Annotated in this window: 16 protein-coding genes; 8 read left to right on the top strand and 8 right to left on the bottom strand. The window is 67.4% G+C overall.

Annotated features, from left to right (window positions below; translation table 11 throughout):
* The first annotated feature begins 44 nt into the window (after positions 1–44).
* Both A6F73_RS02340 and A6F73_RS02345 read left to right on the top strand, forming a co-directional pair.
* Positions 45–893: a patatin-like phospholipase family protein gene (locus A6F73_RS02340; RefSeq protein WP_063346202.1), complete on the top strand. Its 849-nt coding sequence runs from the start codon at positions 45–47 to the stop codon at positions 891–893.
* Positions 894–983: 90 nt separating this feature from the next.
* Entirely contained in the window at positions 984–1,196 is a 213-nt protein-coding gene (locus A6F73_RS02345) for a DUF397 domain-containing protein (protein ID WP_063346203.1), read from the top strand.
* Positions 1,197–1,281: 85 nt separating this feature from the next.
* Here the strand turns inward: A6F73_RS02345 and A6F73_RS44330 are convergent, their stop codons facing one another.
* Positions 1,282–1,737 (bottom strand): hypothetical protein, encoded by a 456-nt coding sequence (locus tag A6F73_RS44330; protein WP_347878510.1) that lies wholly within the window; start codon positions 1,735–1,737, stop codon positions 1,282–1,284.
* A gap of 42 nt (positions 1,738–1,779) precedes the next feature.
* Positions 1,780–2,430 (bottom strand): methyltransferase domain-containing protein, encoded by a 651-nt coding sequence (locus A6F73_RS44335; protein ID WP_347878511.1) that lies wholly within the window; start codon positions 2,428–2,430, stop codon positions 1,780–1,782.
* Positions 2,431–2,649: 219 nt separating this feature from the next.
* On the opposite strand from A6F73_RS44335, the gene A6F73_RS02355 reads away from it, so the two are divergent.
* The gene (locus tag A6F73_RS02355) at positions 2,650–2,865 is read left to right on the top strand and encodes a DUF397 domain-containing protein (protein ID WP_063346204.1); all 216 of its coding nucleotides are present in this window, start codon (positions 2,650–2,652) and stop codon (positions 2,863–2,865) included.
* 699 nt (positions 2,866–3,564) lie between these two features.
* On the opposite strand, the gene A6F73_RS38945 is transcribed toward A6F73_RS02355, so the two are convergent.
* Complete coding sequence (locus A6F73_RS38945) at positions 3,565–6,336, bottom strand: restriction endonuclease (RefSeq protein ID WP_079136178.1); 2,772 nt, start codon at positions 6,334–6,336, stop codon at positions 3,565–3,567.
* A 606-nt stretch (positions 6,337–6,942) separates the two neighbouring features.
* Here A6F73_RS38945 and A6F73_RS02360 point away from each other — a divergent pair.
* Entirely contained in the window at positions 6,943–7,746 is an 804-nt protein-coding gene (locus A6F73_RS02360; RefSeq protein WP_079135366.1) for a helix-turn-helix transcriptional regulator, read from the top strand.
* Positions 7,747–7,756: 10 nt separating this feature from the next.
* Entirely contained in the window at positions 7,757–7,969 is a 213-nt protein-coding gene (locus tag A6F73_RS38950; protein ID WP_079135367.1) for a DUF397 domain-containing protein, read from the top strand.
* A gap of 259 nt (positions 7,970–8,228) precedes the next feature.
* Here the strand turns inward: A6F73_RS38950 and A6F73_RS41235 are convergent, their stop codons facing one another.
* Together A6F73_RS41235 and A6F73_RS02365 are read right to left on the bottom strand one after the other, a co-directional pair.
* Complete coding sequence (locus A6F73_RS41235; protein ID WP_159398321.1) at positions 8,229–8,402, bottom strand: hypothetical protein; 174 nt, start codon at positions 8,400–8,402, stop codon at positions 8,229–8,231.
* A complete protein-coding gene (locus A6F73_RS02365; protein WP_063346205.1) occupies positions 8,399–8,662 on the bottom strand; it encodes a hypothetical protein in 264 nt (87 codons plus the stop codon). Before A6F73_RS02365 ends, A6F73_RS41235 begins: the two co-directional genes overlap by 4 nt.
* 123 nt (positions 8,663–8,785) lie before the next feature.
* On the opposite strand from A6F73_RS02365, the gene A6F73_RS02370 reads away from it, so the two are divergent.
* The 3 genes from A6F73_RS02370 (at position 8,786) to sph (ending at position 11,009) form a co-directional block, all read left to right on the top strand.
* Positions 8,786–9,616, top strand: coding sequence for a helix-turn-helix transcriptional regulator (locus A6F73_RS02370; RefSeq protein WP_063346206.1), 831 nt, complete (start codon positions 8,786–8,788; stop codon positions 9,614–9,616).
* Positions 9,613–9,825 carry a DUF397 domain-containing protein gene (locus A6F73_RS02375; protein ID WP_063346207.1) on the top strand — a complete coding sequence of 71 codons (213 nt, stop codon included), beginning with the start codon at positions 9,613–9,615 and terminating at the stop codon, positions 9,823–9,825. Before A6F73_RS02370 ends, A6F73_RS02375 begins: the two co-directional genes overlap by 4 nt.
* Before the next feature lie 188 nt (positions 9,826–10,013).
* The gene (gene sph / locus A6F73_RS02380) at positions 10,014–11,009 is read left to right on the top strand and encodes a sphingomyelin phosphodiesterase (protein WP_063346208.1); all 996 of its coding nucleotides are present in this window, start codon (positions 10,014–10,016) and stop codon (positions 11,007–11,009) included.
* A gap of 22 nt (positions 11,010–11,031) precedes the next feature.
* Here sph and A6F73_RS02385 read toward each other — a convergent pair whose 3' ends face one another.
* The 3 genes from A6F73_RS02385 to A6F73_RS02395 all read right to left on the bottom strand — a co-directional run bounded on the left by A6F73_RS02385 (position 11,032) and on the right by A6F73_RS02395 (position 16,048).
* Positions 11,032–13,500, bottom strand: a complete 2,469-nt coding sequence (locus A6F73_RS02385; protein ID WP_063346209.1) for a SpoIIE family protein phosphatase — start codon at positions 13,498–13,500, stop codon at positions 11,032–11,034.
* A 146-nt stretch (positions 13,501–13,646) separates the two neighbouring features.
* A complete protein-coding gene (locus tag A6F73_RS02390) occupies positions 13,647–14,267 on the bottom strand; it encodes a TetR/AcrR family transcriptional regulator (RefSeq protein WP_063346210.1) in 621 nt (206 codons plus the stop codon).
* Between the two features lie 143 nt (positions 14,268–14,410).
* Positions 14,411–16,048 (bottom strand): AMP-binding protein, encoded by a 1,638-nt coding sequence (locus A6F73_RS02395; RefSeq protein ID WP_063346211.1) that lies wholly within the window; start codon positions 16,046–16,048, stop codon positions 14,411–14,413.
* Positions 16,049–16,208 lie beyond the last annotated feature (160 nt).

Raw genomic sequence — 16,208 nt, forward strand, 5'->3', positions numbered from 1 at the left:
AGCGAGTATATGGTACGACTGTTTCAATAACGAGGGGAGACCACATGCACACCTTCGACCGAGCACTCGTCCTGGGCCCCGGAAGTCACGTCGGCACGGCCTGGACAGCCGGACTGGCCTACGGATTGCGCCGCAACGGCGTGGACCTGGGCGAGGCCGGCCTGATCGTCGGCACGTCGGCCGGCTCGATCGTCGGAGCACTGCTCGCCACCGGGCAGGACCCGGGGCGGCTTGCCTCCTCGGCTCGCCAGGCCGCTCACCGGGTCAAGCCCGACCCCGAGCGGATGGGCGCGGTGTTCGCCGTACTCGGCGACCGCAGCCTGGAACCCGGCGAGGCGAGGCGCCGCGTCGGCCGCCTCGCGCTCGACGGCGCCAACCCCCAAGCCGAGGAGGCGCTGATCGCGGGGCGCGCCGCCCTGATCGGTGCGGACGCGTGGCCGGAGCGACGACTGCTGATCACCGCCGTCTGCGCCACCACCGGTGAGCCCGTGGTGTGGGACCGCGACAGCGGCGTACCGCTGGTGCACGCCGTGGCGGCGAGCAGCGCCTTCCCCGGAGCCGCGCCGCCCGTCGCCATCGACGGCCGGCGGTACATGGACGGCGCCCTGCGCGCGGGCCCCAACGCCGATCTCGCCGCCGGAGCCCGCACGTTGGTCGTGGTCGAGCCGATGGCCCACCTGTTCCCCCGGGAACCACTCAACCAGCAGCTGGCGACAGTGGGGGCGGACGCCGTGGTGACCATCGGCCCCGACCCGGCCTCGGTGCGCGCCTTCGGCTCGAACCCGGGCGACCTGGCGGCCTGGGAACCGGCCTACCAGGCGGGTGTTCGCCAGGCCGGCGACGTCGACGCGCAACTCCGCACCATGTGGAGAGCGGAAGCCGACGCGGGCTGACCGCTGATCACCAACGCCTGTCCGTCTTACCGCCGGGGTAGCCCTACTACACCTGACAGTTCACCATCGGGCCCGAAAGGAATTCCAGTCATGAGTGACCGCGCAGACCTGTCCGGCGCTTCCTGGATCAAGTCCTCGCATTCCAACAATGGTGGTGACTGCGTGGAGGTCGCCACCGACGTCCCCAACCTCGCCCCCGTCCGCGACTCCAAGGACCCCGAGGGTCCTGCCCTCGTCTTCCCCGCCGACGCCTGGTCGTCGTTCATCGCCGCCGTCCAGGCCGGCGAGTTCGGCGAGGCCTGACGCACGCACACCGCGCCGGCCCCACTACCCGCTGCGGGTAGTGGGGCCGGCACATAAGACGCCGGACGGGGCCGTCTGGTCACGGTCAGCCGATGGTGGCCGACCAACGCCCCCGGGACAGGTGGATCACTCCGTCCGGGGTGACGACGGCGCGGCAGTCGTAGAGCGGCAGGCCGCCTTCCACCTCCCGCCAGTTCCGGATGGATTCGAGTTCCGACCACAGGCGGCGGGGGCCGCTCTGGTGGACGGTCGGCGGCTCGAACTTCGTTGCCTCTGCGCGCGCCCATGACCCGTCCGGATGGGCGAGACAGGCCGTACGGCCCTCGGGCGTCTCTTTGAAGTCGACTTCGATGCCCGGGATTCTGATCGTGAGCATCGACCAGACTTCCCAGTTGTTGCGGATGTCGGTGACCGGGTACCGGAAGAGCTTGACGTTCTCCCCGTCGGCTTCGCGGGCGGTCTCGAACAGCTCGCCCAAACCGGGCGGGTAGGCGGAGCCGTGGCGCGTGGTCATGAAGCCCGCCCAGTCGCGCTCGATCACGCCGGTCGCTCCGCCGTCCGGGGTCTTGCCAGGCCGTCAGGATCAGCGCCGTGTCCGCGATGGTGGTGACGAGCCGTCCACCGCGCCGAAGCGCCTGGAGCCACGGAACCGGGACGGGGCGGGGCGGGCGGACACGGTGGCTACGATCCGGTCGTAGTCGCCCGGGAGGGCGTCGGTGGCGTCCTGAGTGACGAAGTGAGGGCTCAGCCCCATGCCTGCGAGGCGGCCCCGCGCGGCGTCGACCAGGTACCCGTCGATGTCCACGCTCGTCACGCGATCCGAACCGAGCCGCGTGGCGGCAATGGCGGTCAACCCGCCCGCTCCGGTGCCGATGTCCAGCAGGTCGTGCTCGGCGGCGATCCGGCCGTGCCGCAGCGTCTTGACCACGAGCGGCGTGAGCGTGGCCGACGACGTGGGCAACCCGGTCGGGCGGTCATCCGGCTTCGCGTGGTCCGCGTGCAACCCACCCACGCTGGTGACCAGGGACTCGTTCCCGTAGGCCCGTTGGAGCCAGAAATCCAGGTTCGCTTCCCCTACCTGAAGCTGCCAAGTGCCGCCCTCAGCAGGCTCCCACCACCTGGGAACCAGTTCGTGCCGGGGAATGCCCGCCACCGGGTTCCGCCATCGGGAGTCCGGATCGGTCGCCCGAGCGGCCAGATCGGCGGCCCGCCCTTCCCATGGGATGCGTGTCATGCCTCGGGATCCTTTCAATGAATTCGTGCGGAGCCCCGGCCGTTCACGGCCGGGAGGAATCGCGTCCAGCCCGCAACTTCCGGTGACTGGTTCGGACTTCCTGGAACGGGAATGCAGGAAGGTCGAGGCATGGAGCCGTGACTACGATCGGCTTCGGGTGGAGTCGCGTCCCAAGGTGGCTTCGCCTGCCGTGATCCGCACTGCTCGGAAGGAGCACGAATGACCGGCCCCACCCTTGACCTGGCCAGCGCCGAGTGGCACAAGTCCACCTACAGCAACAACGGTGGCACTTGCGTTGAGGTAGCTCCGAACTTCCCTGGTATGACGCCCGTCCGTGACTCCAAGGACCCCGAGGGTCCTGCCCTCGTCTTCCCCGCCGACGCCTGGTCCTCGTTCGTCGCCGCCGTCCAGGCCGGCGAGTTCGGCGAGGTCTGACGCGCACAACTCTCGCGAGCCCCACTACCCGCAGATGGGTAGTGGGGCTCGCGCGTCGTTCAGCGCCTCACGGCTGTTCGCAGCGGTGTACCCCGAAGCTATCGACATCGCCGCTCTCATCGCCTCCGCGCACTGGCGACAACTCGCCGCAGGTACCGACGAAGAGCACCGTAGTTTCGACAAGGAAATCAGCCGGCGGGTTACCTACCCGTACAACGACCGCCAGGAGTTCGGTGATGCCATCGCCCACTGGGCCCACACCGACTCATGGCGTCCGCCCTCAGAACCCTTGAGGACCTACTCCCCCGCCCGGGCCAGCAGCCTCATGGCTTCGCCACACAAGGGCAGCGTCGACCGCCACTCTCGCAGTGCACTGTGGTTCAGCCGCAACCGACGAGCAGGAACAACACTTCTCCACCATCGTCACCTCACTCCGGTTCTCGAGCGGGACTGGAGTCCATCGTACGAACGCGTCGAGGGATCGATCTGGTACAGCGAGGACGTGAGCTATCACATGCAAAGGAGTACAACACAGCAACGAGCATCAGCAGAGCTCGTGGCTCGCAGCATAATGGCCGGACCATGAGCGAAAGCGGCGTCTACTGGGGGAATTTACGGACTCGATCTCCAGGAACCCTGGATGTCAGCGAGTTCGCGTTTTTGGCTGCCAACTAGCTAGAGCAAGAACAAAGGCTCTCCCTAGAAGAGGGTAGTACCTTCAGCTGGGGGCTCAACTACCGGGCGCGCCCGGACTACATCGACTCCGGCGCGTTTCACCCATCCACGAAAGTCTTTTCCAGCTTTAAAGATCGTCGCCTCTCCCCATTCGGCATCATTTCCGGCGCACATCAGCAACCCAAGATCATGGTTACTTACACCGGGATCTCGCCGCAGCAAATCCAATGCCGCAGAGCCGCCCGGAATAGACCCAAGTGCATTGACAATTGATCCTGGATTTATCTTCCCATCCGCCCCAATAATATTGCTTGAGATATGGAGAGTACCATTTCCTTCCGATGCGATCCTCAGCATCGTCAGCTCGCGCATCGCATTCCGCTTCGCTCGGCCCCAGGAGCTAGCATCCGACAGCGCGATCGGTGAATTAGCCAGCTCGGCCAGTAGCTCAAAGGCCGGCTTCGGCGTACGGAGAACGAATGCACTTCCCTGCCGACGAGGAGACTGTTGAGCTCGCAGTGAGCCGTTCGGGACATGGCCATCAGGCGGGAGATAGAGGCGATCATCCTCAAAGATGGAAAGCCCGGCATAGTCAAACCATAGAGCGAAGCAACGAGCGTAGCCCAGCCATGATTGAGCTTGGGCAGCAACTGCCGGAAACGCATTCGTGAGCTCTCTCGCGTAGGCTCCTACCGCGACTCCGTTGCCGTCTCGCTCGGACAACCCCACGAATGAAGAATAGGCCCGATTTCTTCTAAGCGCCGCAGCCACCCTGCGACGAATCTCAAGATCAATGCTATCGGCATTCATTACATCGTCAAGAATTTTGACGCGATTCGGCTCGTAAGCCGTAATGCCAAATAGGCGAGGCTCGCGCGAGCGGTTGTAGATTACTTTCGTACTTACGTTCAGCTGGACAGCCAAATCAGCTACAGTGACATCCCCACCCAGTTCCAATACCGCAAAGATAAGTTCTGCCACCGCCCGCGGCGTCTGTCGAACGATATAGGAATCCTCAATTGGCACGCGCCCAGTATTGAGAAAGTCTCTAAATGTATCCCAGTACGTGTCGAGCTTTTCCGCCACTGCCACTACAAGGCGCGAGTCCAGAAGAGACTGAATGGCTGCACCGTTATATTTTTCAATGACATCAACAGCGGGCACTGGGGCAAACCTCGCGATGTGCCTGAGCGCGTCAGTTTCCATCGGAGACAAGCCAGCTAGATCAGAATCAAAGAGACTCTGAACATTAAGCGCCTCACTCACTAGCTGCTCTTGGCTCTTCTGATGCGTCTCAAGTTCTCGAATAATATGAACGCTTAGCTTTTTGAACAGCCACGGTAGTCCTTGAGAATACTCTCGGATGCGCTGCCGAAGGTCCCGAGAGAGCCCAGTGCCAAGCCTTTTTTCGAGCCGTCGGAGTAGAGTGTCCACCTCTCGGGCACCCATAGGTCCAACCGAGATAAAGGTACTGTTGCTTCGGATCTCATCACGAAGCCGGTACGGATGTGACTCAGTCCAAGCAACCAAGTCGGTCTTCCAGGCGAAGCCGACCATCAATGGGATCTGAGAATCTGGAACCATCAAGGCCAGATCTCGGAATTCTCGCGTGATGTTTTCATCCTGGAAAACATTCTCAAACTGATCGAAGAATACCATGATGGGTCGACCATCGGCCGTCCAACTGGAACGTCTCAAGGTCCAAATAGAGCTAGCCAGGCTGGCCCAGGATGAATCCTCGGGAAGTTCTACCAGCCCGCGTTCTTGCGCTTCATGGGCAGCCTCACGGAGGACCTCTGATACAAACCGTGGATTAGTTGCCGTCCGACTGTCTACGACAATCGAATAGCCTTGCCGATCTTCCACAATTCTCTGAAGCTGAAGCGCCAACGAGCTCTTGCCCCACCCTGACTGGGCATTCAGAACCAGCGTTCCTCCACGCTGCCTCACGAAGGCTTGCAGATCCTGAACGGTAGAGCCGCGCCCTACAAAATACTCAGGAGATGCGGGAAGCTGATACTCAAAGTCCGCAGAGCTTCCGCGCACCCTTACGATAGTTACAGGGGAACCATCTTCCCGGTCCTCAGGAGATACTGACCTGTCCAGATCGGGCAATGTATTAATAGGGAGCCCGGCGGCATAAGAGTCACCCTTTAGGAGGCTGACTACCCTCCCAGGCACCTTGGCGCCAGCAGCCGACCAAACGATAATTGAGTCCGCTCGATGCGAGTCCGAATTCAAGAGCTTCGCGCAGGAAAAAATTCCATCCTCCGCGACAATGATTGCGGGATCACTGTGAGACGGGGCCCGGCGGGTTATCTGCGACAGATCAGCGATCAATCCGCGACCACGAAGAAGCTTTACAATATCGCCGACATTGAAGTACCTGAAGAGCTTGTCATTGGCGGCAGCCTTTCGGGCCACCTCTTCCCCTTGCGCCACAAGTCGCGGGATCGCAAAGAAATAACCAAAAACATTCGGATCGCCTTCATATCGAGCCAACTGAAGCTTACCGAGAAAGGAAGTGCACGCCTGCGCTTTTACATTCGACGTATAGGACTTACACTCAACGACAGCCACCTGTCTACTGATCAAATTTGTGGCGTTTACGTCGATCTCAATGCCGTCGGCCGTTATGTTCAGGTCACTTGTCGTGGGCGCCTCATAGCCGTATTCGTGCAGCAAGAGCGCAACGAATTCTTCGAAGAGGTGACCTTTAGCGTTACTTCTGTCCGCGACTGTTTCCCCTGCTGCCAAAACCAGGACTTGGTGATCTTGGACGACTACGCGCTCCATGGCGACATCATAGGGGCAGACTCTGGCACTTCGAGCCTGCTTGCAGGCCGCTATCGGTGGCAATCGCCTAAGCCCCAGCTCAGTGCCCGTGTAGCTGCCTAGCGGGTGGCGCAGAGAGTAACGAAGGGTGGCTTCGGGCTGCCCCTCCGACAGGCCGCGCGGCCTCCGACAGGAGTGCAGATCGGACTAGCCCTCCCGGGAGTTCGGCCTCGACGCCAGCCGGGAGTCGTGAAATCGCGATCAACCTCTGTCTCTGACGGGCCGGTAGATACCCCTAAAACTCGCCAGTTATGGCATCAGTTCTAAAGGGGACTCAGCTCACCCCGGCCCCTGCTGGGATCGAACTTGCGCACGGACCAAGGTTGATCAACGCTCACCTCGGAGACCACAGCGACCAACGAGTCACCGTGCCGCACCTCGTACGAAGGCGATGGAGGGCTCGACTTCTTCCTTGCCCAACTCATGTCGCCCCGCGCCCCGTGACACCGAGATTGAAGAGTACTGCTGGACAGTCCCACTCCAGGCAGGCCAGCTCAACCCTTCAACGGCTAGGTCAGCACTTGGTCATCTGCGACGACTGAGGCAGACAGGGCACGCGAGACCGAGCTGGACCCGTCCGCATCACCCCTCAAGGCCTTCGGCGCACAACTCCGCAGGCTGCGCAAGGCGGCGGGGCTCACGCAGACCGACCTCGGGGCGATGACGAACTTGATTGACAGTCAGATCTCCAACCTCGAACGAGGGACACGCAGTCCCACACTCGACTGGGTCGTACAAGCCGACCGGGCCCTTGATGCCGGTGGAACACTAGAACTGACGTACTGGAGTCTCAGCGGCTCATCATTGCTGGAAGGGTTTCCCGAGTACGCCCAGCAAGAAACGAAGGCCCTGAGTATCAACCACTTCGAACTGGGCATCGTGCCTGGTCTGGCACAGACAATGGAGTACGCTGCGGCCTTCGCCTCCGCCGCCGTACGGCGCGGCAGCGTCACCGAGGAGCAGGCTGCGGATCGGCTCGACTTCCTTGCCACGCGCCAGAAGCTACTTGACCGGCAGCCTGCGCCCCGACTCCACTTCGTCCTGGACGAGGGCGCCCTTCTACGACCGGTGGGCGGGCGCAAGGTCATGGCTCGGCAGCTTGCGCACCTTGAAGACCTCGCCACTCGTCCGAACATCACGATCCAAGTGGCGCCGCTCTCTCTCGCAGAAGAGCTGCCGTTCACCATGATGGTCACGCTGCTGACCCTGGCGGATCGAAAACTCCTGGCATACTCGGAGTGCCAGTTGCGCGGCTTCCTCTCGCGGGACGCCGAGACTGCTCAAGCCTGGGAGCGGGACTGCCGCCAGCTCCAGGTGGAAGCGCTCTCGAAGGCTGCGTCACCGGAGCTGATCCGAAAGTGCAAGGCGTGAGAGGGACGTCGTGATCACTCCTGTAGATCTATCCAACGCCGCGTGGGTCAAGGCCAGTTACAGCAACAACGGCGGGTCTTGCGTCGAGGTAGCTCCCGGCTTCCCGGGTGTACTGCCCGTCCGCGACTCCAAGGACCCCGAAGGTCCTGCCCTCGTCTTCCCCGCCGACGCCTGGTCGGCCTTCGTTGCCGCCGTCCGGGCCGGCGAGTTCGGCGAAGTCTGACGCACACCTTGTCCGAGCCCCAGAAGGAACTATGGCAGGGGGCAGCTGCGATCGAGGGGTGGCCGCTCCCCGCCGGAGCGGCGATTTCGGCGGGGAGCGGTGTGGCTCGGCGAGGGTCTGGCGCCAACGTGCCCTCGGAGCCGGCCGGCAGGGGAGGTAGGCCTGCCGGCGCCCGTCCGTGACTGTCCTTCACGGACGGGCGTTGAACCCCGCCGCCGCGCGGGATGAGCACTCGCGGCGCGGTGGCGGGAGCGTGTTGTCAGTCCGGCACGAACGTGCCGCATCTGCAAGGGCGTTGAACCGGCGGCTCGGTGGTCGGCTCGTCACCCGCCTCGACCGCGTTTCGTTGCGTCGTCCCCGCCACGGCGGTGAAGCCGCCGGCCGCCAACGAGCTCAGGTGCAGCCCGGCGAGCAGCATCTCCCCCGAGGTCACGCCGGCTCCGGAAACATCGGCCGACGCTGGGAGTTGCTCCCCGTACCCGGCGCGATCTCCCTGGGGTCGCACCGTCGCAGCTGATCGGGCCTGGTCGTCCACTCGCACCCCCCGCCGAGCGGCCTCAGGAAGGCCGCCCCGCAGAGGATCTCCATGAAGACCCCCTCCTTCGGCTTGCCGTCGTCGTCTCGGTGCTTCAGGTCCCGCACCACCTCGTTGCGGACGAAGTCGGGCAGCGCGGATTTCGGGTTTTCGGGCATGGGGGTCTCCGTAGCGCTTCGCTCTTGGCGTGTCACTTGCTGTAGCCATGGTGGCGTGGTCTCCACTACGATCGCCAGAGTCTTACCTTTGACAGCAATGTCGTGTGAAGGAGCCGAAGGGTCATGGCTGAAGCCGAGGTTGACGCCCAAGCATCACCGCAGGTGCGCTTTGGTCAGGAGCTTCGCAGGTCACGACGGGCAAGGCGCTGGTCGCAGGCCGAAACTGCCAAGCGCCTGGGGTACTCGGGCGCGCACATCTCATATGTCGAGAACGGGAAGCGTTCCCCAACACGGGCATTGGCTGTTAAGGCCGATGAGGTGTTCGAGTCAGGCCAACGGTTCTACGAGTTGTGGCGGCGATACAGCCGCGCAGCGCTCCTTGAGGGCTTCGCGGAGTTCGCCGACGCCGAGGCACGATGCCGTCGGCTGCGGACGGTCGGGCTGATCATCGTTCCTGGGCTTTTCCAAACCCCTGCCTATGCAAGGGCACTGGCACAGGCAGCCGTCAGACGCGGCACGATCACCCCTGCTGAGGCCGACGAACGCACCGACTATCTGTTGCTGCGCCAGGAGATCCTCTCCCAGAAGAATCCCCCGATGTTTCACGCGGTGCTCGAAGAGGGCGTCCTCCTCCGCCCCATCGGCGGGCCACAGGTCATGGCTGAACAGCTCCGCCACCTTGAGGAACTGGCCCAACGTCCGAACGTCACGCTGCAAGTCGCTCCGTTCGGAATCGGCGAAAACCTGGCGTTCAAGCTGCCAATCGTCCTGTTGGACCTGCCCGACCATACTGTCGTGGGGTACGCGGAATCGACGGCGAAGGGCCATCTTGAGCGGTCTCGCGCAACAGTGGCGGGATGGGAGAGAGAGTACGATCAGATGCTGGTGGAAGCGCCGCCGCAGGCCGCATCCCAGGCGATGATCCGCAGGGCCCGAGAGGAACTCCAATCATGACCGACCGCGTAGAACTGTCCGGTGCTTCCTGGGTCAAGTCCTCATACTCCGACAATGGTGGTGACTGCGTAGAGGTCGCCGCCGACTTCCCCAACCTCGCTCCCGTCCGTGACTCCAAGGACCCCGAGGGTCCTGCTCTCGTCTTCCCCGCCGACGCCTGGTCGTCGTTCGTCGCCGCTGTCCAGGCCGGCGAGTTCGGCGAGGTCTGACGCGCACGACTCTCGCGAGCCCCACTACCCACGGCGGGTGGTGGGGCTCGCGCGTTCTGGGCGGTGACAGTGTTTCAACTGCGTTCACCGAATGCTCGTGCGCGGTCTTGTGCACCGTGCGGGCGGCGACGTTGGATGTACACCATCCGCTGACCGTCGCGTTCACGTCATACCCTCACGGAGCCCCAATGCCGCTGTCGTCCCTCCGCAAGGCCGCCGCCGCCTGCGCTGCCGCCGCCGTGCTCGGCGCGCTCGCCACCTCCCCCGCCACGGCTGCCACCGGCGCCACGACCGAGAGCGCCCCGGTCACCGCGCCCGCGCTGGACGTCCTCACGTACAACACGTTCCTGATGAGCACGACCCTCTACCCCAACTGGGGCCAGCAGTACCGGGCGCAGGCGATCGCCTCGGCGGACTTCTTCCAGGGCCACGACGTGGTCGTCCTGGAGGAGGCCTTCGACAACGCGGCCTCCGACGCCCTGACCGCCAAGGCCTCGGCCGCCTACCCGTACCACACCCCGGTCGTCGGCCGCTCCACCAGCGGCTGGGACGCGACCTCCGGCAGCTACAGCTCCGCCACCCCCGAGGACGGCGGCGTGACGCTGCTCAGCAAGTGGCCGATCCTGCGCAAGGAGCAGTACGTCTACAAGGACGCCTGCGGCTCGGACTACTTCTCGAACAAGGGCTTCGTCTACGCCGTCCTGAACGTGAACGGCCAGCGCACCCACGTGGTCGGCACCCACCTGCAGTCCACCGACTCGGGCTGCTCCAGCGGCCAGCCGGCCGCCATCCGGGCCAAGCAGCTCACGGCCATGCGCGGCTTCCTGGACGCCAAGCAGATCCCGGCGAACGAGCCGATCCTGCTCGCCGGCGACCTCAACATCGACTCGCACGGCTCCGAGTACCAGGCCCTGCTGGACAACGCCAATCTGGCGCCGGCCTCCGCCCGCACCGGCTGGCCGTACTCCTTCGACACCGCCGACAACTCCGTCGCCGCCTACCGCTACCCGGGCGAGCCCAAGGAGGACCTGGACTACGTGCTCTACCGGGCCGACCACGCCCGCCCGCAGCAGTACACCAACCAGGTCCTGCGCACGCACAGCGCGCCGTGGACGGTGAGCAGTTGGGGCAAGAGCTACACCTACACCGACCTCTCCGACCACTACCCGCTCGCCGCGCACTGACCGGGGACCAACCCGCGGGGAACTACACCGCCCCGAAGGGCAGTTCCAGCTCCGCCCAGACCACCTTGCCGTCCCTGGTCAGCCGGCTGCCCCAGCGCTGGGCCAGCTCGCTGACCAGGAACATGCCGCGCCCGCCCTCGTCCTGTTCGGCGAAGGGGCGCAGCTGCGGCGCCGACCCGCCGGCGTCGGAGACCTCCAGGGTGAGCACCCGGTCGCGGAACAGCCGCAGCCGCCGCGGGGCCCCGGCGTGCAGCAGGGCGTTCGTGACCAGTTCGCTGACCAGCAGTTCGGCGTAGTCGGAGAGGGCGGTCAGGCCCCAGGAGTCCAGGGTGGCGCGGGTGAAGCGGCGGGCCTTGCCGGGCAGCCGGCCGCCGCCGGTGAGCGGGAGGGTGGCGATCCGGTCGGCGGGCAGCGGCAGGACCCGCGCCATGATCATCGCGATGTCGTCCTCGGTGCCGTCGGTGACCAGTGCGCCGAGGACGGCGTCGCAGTTCTCCTCCAGGGTCCGGCCGGGCCCGGCGAGGGTGTCGGCCAGCAGGTCGATGCCGTCGTCGAGGTCCTGGCCGCGCCGCTCGACCAGGCCGTCGGTGTAGAGGGTGACCATGCCGCCCTCGGGCAGGGTGAACTCGATCGACTCGAAGGCCACCCCGCCGACGCCCAGCGGCACGCCGGGTGGCACCTCGACCCGGCGGGCGGTGCCGTCGGGGGCGACCCAGATCGGCGGCAGGTGGCCGGCCGAGGCGATCTGGACGGTGCGCTCCAGCGGGTCGTAGACGGCGCAGATGCAGGTGGCGAACTGGCCCTCGCCGATGCCCGAGGCGGTCTCGTCCAGGCGTGTGAGGACCTGCTCGGGCGGCATGTCGAGGGTGGCGAGCGTCCGGGCGACGGTGCGCAGCTGGCCCATGGTGGCGGCGGCCCGGATGCCGTGGCCCATCACGTCGCCGACCACCAGGGCGACCCGGCCGCAGGACAGCGGCACGACGTCGAACCAGTCGCCGCCGACCTCACTGACCACGCTGCTGGGCAGGTAGCGGTAGGCGATCTCCAGGCCCAGGGTGCGGTGGATCTCCTGCGGCAGCAGGCTGCGCTGGAGGGTGAGCGCCGTCTCCCGCTCGCGCCGGTAGAGCCGGGCGTTGTCGATGGCCAGCGCGGTGCGGGCGACCAGTTCCTCGGCGAGCGCCACGTCGGCGTCGCTGAACGGCTCGGAGTTGCGCATCCGGATGAACTCGGAGCCGCCGAGCACCATGCCCCGGGCGGTGAGCGGCACCATCAGGTACGAGTGGATGCCTGCCGCGATGCCGGGCTCGACCCGGTCCTCGCTGGAGACCAGGCCGCGCAGCACCTCGGCGTCCACGTGGGCGCGCAGCAGGGGGCGGCCGCTGCGCAGGCACTGGGTGTAGCTGCGGTCGGGGGCGTACTCGGAGGTCTCGCCGACGGTGTCCACGGCGTGCGCGAGGCCCGACTCGTACGACTCGCCGACCGCGACGGCACGCAGGGTGACCGTCCGGTCGGAGGGGATGGGGGTGGGTTCGGCGCCGCGCAGCACCGGTTCCAGCAGGTCGACGGTGGCGAAGTCGGCGAACCGGGGGACGACGGCCTCGATCAGCTCCTCGGCGGTGCGCTGGAGGTCGAGGGTGGTGCCGATCCGGGCCGTCGCCTCGGCGATGGTGGCGAGCCGCTCCTGGGCGCGGGCGGCGCGGGCCTCGGCCTGGAAGCGCTCGGTGACGTCGATGATCGAGGAACAGACGCCGAAGACCCGGCCGGTGGAGTCCTCCAGCCGAAAGTAGGAGGCGGACCAGGCGCGGTCGCGCTTCGGGTCCCCGGGCACCCGGCCGTGGGAGCGGGCGTCCACCACGGGCTTGCCGCTCCTGAGCACCTGCCGCATGGTCTGCTCGATCTCGACGCTGTTGATACCGGGCAGCACCGCGGGTATCCGGCGGCCGAGGTGGGCGGCGATGGGGACGCCGTTCATCCGGGCGAGCGCCTCGTTGAGCCGGACGTAGCGCAGCTCGGTGTCGTAGACGGCCATGCCGATCGGCGAGCGGTCGAAGACGCCGTCCAGGACGGCGAGGTCGGCCTCGACCGCCTGGAGGGCGCGGATGTCGGAGGCGGTGGCGAGCAGCAGCAGGGTGCCGGCCGGGCCGGCGATCGGGTAGGTGCGGAACTCCAGGTCGACCTTGTGGCCGTCGCGGTGGCGGACCGGGAAGACGCCGGACCAGCCGGCGGAGCCGCCCATGATGTGGGCGAACAGGGACAGCACCTCGGGGCGGTCGGTGCCGTCGGTGAGCAGCTGGGCGGCGTAGCTGCCGACGGCCTCCTCGGCGGAGTAGCCGAGCAGCGCCTCGGCGTCCTCGCTCCAGTGCAGGATCAGGCCGTCGCCCTGGAGCAGGGCCGTCGCGAGCGGGACGAGTCGGTGGCCTTCGGGGCGTACGGGGGTGGCGCCCGGTGCGGGGCCGGCGGCGGAGGTCACGTCCCACTCGTTTCCGTGCATGATCAGGCAGCACCCCGGTTCGGCTCGTGCCCGGCCGGGGGCCTCACGGTCCGTGCCGGCCGGGATTCTTCTCCAGACTGCACGGACATCGGCCGCCCGGCGACCCCTTGGTCAGGGGTCGTCCGGCCGTTCCGGTAGTACGGGAGTCATGGGCGTACCGGCCGCAGCGTACTCTCCAGAACGCCGGTCCACTGCCGGATCACCCCGGATCGTCGGACGCTGTCGTCGGTGAGCAGGTTGGCCAGGCCCAGCCCGCGGGCGAGGTCGAGGGTGGCCTGCACGGACTCGCGCACACCGGGGCGGGTCTCGTCGGCGTCCAGGAACTCGACGGCGGCCCGGTGGGCCTCCCGGCCGACGTGCCCCTCCAGGGCGATGATCCGCTCGCGCAGCGGCTCCTCGGTGGCGGCGGCCGTCCACAGGTGCAGGGCGGCGCGGAACAGCGGGCCGGTGTAGAGGCGCACGATCATGTCGACGACGGCCCGGGTGCGGTCGGGGCCGGCGGCCGGCAGCTCGCCCGTGTGGGCGCGGACGGCGGCCAGCCGCTCGGCGGTGACGTGCTCGACGGCCGCGGTGAACAGGTCCTCGCGGGTCGGGAAGTGGTGCTGGGCTGCGCCCCGGGACACTCCGGCGCGCTCGGCGACCACGGTGACGGTGGAGCCGTGCCAGCCGAGCTCGGCCAGGCAGTCCACGGCCGCCGCGAGCAGCCGGGCCCGGGTGGCGCGGCTGCGGTCCTGCTGGGGGGCGCGGGCGGCGGAGTGGCTGGTCATGGCTGGCGGCGGTTCCTGTTCCGGTGGGGGCTCGGCGGGCCGGTCGTGCCCGACGGGCCCGTCGCTCCCGGCGGGCCCGCCGTGCTCGGCGGGTCGATCCTCACAGACGGGCGCCGGTCTTCGGCCGCCGGGGGCCCGGCCGCTCAGCGGGAGGCCTCGGGGGCGGCTCCGGCGGGCGCGGCGGCGGCCGACGCGCGGCGCGAGGCCTCGCGGGCGCGCAGCTCGCGGCGGAGGATCTTGCCGGCCGCGGACTTGGGGACGGCCTCGACGAACTCCACCGCGCGGACCTTCTTGTACGGGGCCACCAGCCCGGCCACGAAGCCGGTGACCTCCTCCGCGCTCAGGCCGCTGCCCGGCGCACGGACCACGAAGGCCTTAGGGCACTCGGTGCCGTCGGCGTCCGGGACGCCGATCACGGCGGCGTCGACGATCTGCGGGTGGCCGAGCAGCACGGCCTCCAGCTCGGCCGGGGCCACCTGGTAGCCCTTGTACTTGATCAGCTCCTTCACCCGGTCGACGATGTACAGGTACCCCCGGTCGTCGACGAAGCCGACGTCGCCGGTGTGCAGCCAGCCCTCGGCGTCGACCACCGCGGCGGTGTCGGAGGGGCGGCCGAAGTACCCCTTCATCACCTGCGGGCCCCGGATCAGCAGCTCGCCCGGCTCGCCGGGCCCGAGGTCCTCGCCGGCGCCGTCCAGGGCGGCGACCCGCAGCTCGGTGGACGGGATCAGCCGCCCCACCGAGCCGGGCGAGGGGTCGCGCTCCAGCGGGGAGACCACGTGGGTGACCGGGGACAGCTCGGTCATGCCGTAGCCCTGGAGCAGGTGCGGCAGGCCCAGGCGGCGGGCGCAGGCGGCGGCGAGCTCCGGATCCAGCGGGGCGGCCGCGCACAGCAGGTACTCGACGGAGGAGAGGTCGAAGCGCTCCACGACCGGGTGCCTGGCCAGGGCGAGCGCGATCGGCGGGGCCACCACCAGCGCCTGCACCCGCTGCTCCTCGATGGTGCGGCAGAACTGCTCCAGGTCGAAGCGGGGCAGCACCACCACGGTGGCGCCGCAGCGCAGCGGCTGGTTGAGCAGCGCCGTCAGGCCGTAGATGTGGAAGAAGGGCAGCACGGCGAGCACCCGTTCGCCCACGGCGGGCCGGTAGAGGGCGTCGCACTGGGCGAGGTTGGTGGCGATCGAGCGGTGGGTGAGCATCACCCCCTTGGGCAGTCCGGTGGTGCCGCTGGAGTAGGGCAGCACGGCGACGTCCCGGCCTGGGTCGATGGCGATCCCGGGGGCGGGGCCGGTGGTGGCCAGCAGGTCGGCGAGCGAGCGGTGGCCCTCGGCGCCGTCCAGGACGAGGATCTCGGCCAGTGGGCCGCCCTGCTCGGCGAGCAGGGCGGCGGCCTTGCGGGCGGTCGGCAGGAGTGGGGAGACGGTCACCAGCCAGCGGGCGCCGCTGTCGCCGAGCTGCCCGGCCAGGTCGGCGGGCGTGGCCATCGAGGACACCGTGGTCACGGTGGCGCCGGCCCGGGTGGCGCCGTAGAAGGCCGTCGGGTAGCCGAGCGTGTTGGGGCTGAACAGGGCCACCACGTCGCCCTGGCGCACCCCGGCCGCGGCCAGCCCGGCGGCCACCCGCTCGACGCCGGCGGCGAGCCGCGCGTAGCTGACGCGCTCCCCGGTGACGCCGTCGATCAGGGCCGGCCCGTCGCCGTACGCCGCCGCGCCGCCGAGTACCGCGTCATGGATCGGCAGGTCCACCGTCGGCACGTCCGGGAATTCGCTGCGGAACACCAAAGTAAGCCTCCAGGAAGGTAGTTGACGCATCGACTGGCGCGGCGAAAGGTCGACCGAGGGTACGAACAGGAGCATACGGACCATGACGTCCGCCACTGCAAAGTTCGCCGAGATGTCCCTCTGGTGACCCACCGGGGGCACGCCCGGCGGGTGCGTCCGG

Origin of the sequence: Streptomyces sp. MJM8645 (assembly GCF_001625365.1) — a bacterium.
GTDB lineage: Bacteria > Actinomycetota > Actinomycetes > Streptomycetales > Streptomycetaceae > Kitasatospora.